Consider the following 1,312-nt stretch of genomic DNA (forward strand, 5'->3'; position numbering starts at 1 on the left):
CCTAGCAGGCTGCTGAAAAGCCTGCCTGCTGGGCGGGAGCGGGCTGCTGCTTGGTCTGGGTGGGCTCGTAAGGGGACGACGGCGCGGCGGGTAGGCCGCCCCTTTCCGGCCGTGGGCGTCCTGCGGGCGGTCTTCGGGCGTCGCGCTGCCGCGCCGAGCAGCTTCGGCAAGCGAACCAGGTTGTAGGCCGCCATCGCCAGGGTGAACTGCCAGTCGATTTTGGGCAGGCCACGGTGGCGAGCCTTGCGCAGCCCGGCGATGGTCTTGGCCCAGCCGAACGCCTCCTCGATCCGCTTGCGGATGCGCTGGCTGACGGCGTAGCCGGGATGGCGTGTGGCCCGCCCATCGATGGCGGACCGTCGCCCGCTGCTGTTCTGCGCCAGGTGCGGCGTGACGTTGACCTCGCGGAGCTCGGCGACGAAGTCGCGGGCGTCGAAGCCCTTGTCGGCGCCGAGCGTGACCTTGTTCGGGCGCTCGGCATAAGGCTCAATCAGGTGCAGCGCAGCCAGCCGCTCGGCATGGCCTGAGGCGCGGGTGGCGACGGCGCCGACGATCAGGCCGTTGCGGTTCTCCATCAGGGCGTGGCCCATGAAGCAGAGCTTGGCCTCCTTGCCCGGACCCTTGCGGAACAGCTTGGCGTCGGGATCGGTCGTTGAGGCATGCGTGTCGTTGCTGCGCGTCTGACCGCGGAAAGACTGCTCGCCGTTGCGCCCCGCGTCGGGTGGCGGGCCGGAGCCGTCTTGCGGCCGGAAGCTCTTGGTGCTGGCCCAGGCTTCCAGCAGCGTGCCGTCCACCGAGAAGTGCTCGCTTGAGAGCAAGCCGCGCACCTGCGGCTGCGCCAGCACGGTGACCAGGAAGCGCGCGGCGACCTTGCCGCCCAGCAGTCGGTCGCGGTTCTTGGTGAAGGTGGTGGCGTCCCAGACCGGGTCGTCCACGCCGAGGCCGACGAACCATCGGAACAGCAAGTCGAAGTCGATCCGCTCGACCAGCTGGCGTTCAGAACGGATCGAGTAGAAGGCCTGTAGCAGTAGCGCCCGCAGCAGCCGCTCGGGCGGGATCGAGTCCCGGCCTGTCGGCGGGTAGAGCGCGTCGAACTCCGCCGACATCTCGGCCAGGGTGGCGTTGACGATGGTGCGGATCAGGCGCAGCGGGTGGTCGGGACGGATCCGCTGCTCCAGGTCGACGTAGCTGAACAGCGATCCCCGAACCTCGTCCTTGCCGCGCATCCTGACCTCGCCCCCCGACAGGGGCGAGCGAATCACGATCCAGCGCCAGTCACGAGAGGGAATTTCAGCAGCCTGCTAGGCGATCG

General features: G+C 69.1%; 1 pseudogene. It reads right to left on the minus strand.

The window, feature by feature from the left end:
• Positions 1-146 precede the first annotated feature (146 nt).
• Positions 147-1,226, minus strand: a pseudogene (locus tag E2C06_RS36495) (IS5 family transposase); the annotation flags it as partial.
• Positions 1,227-1,312 lie beyond the last annotated feature (86 nt).

Source organism: Dankookia rubra (assembly GCF_004355005.1).
Classification (GTDB): Bacteria; Pseudomonadota; Alphaproteobacteria; order Acetobacterales; family Acetobacteraceae; genus Paracraurococcus; species Paracraurococcus ruber_A.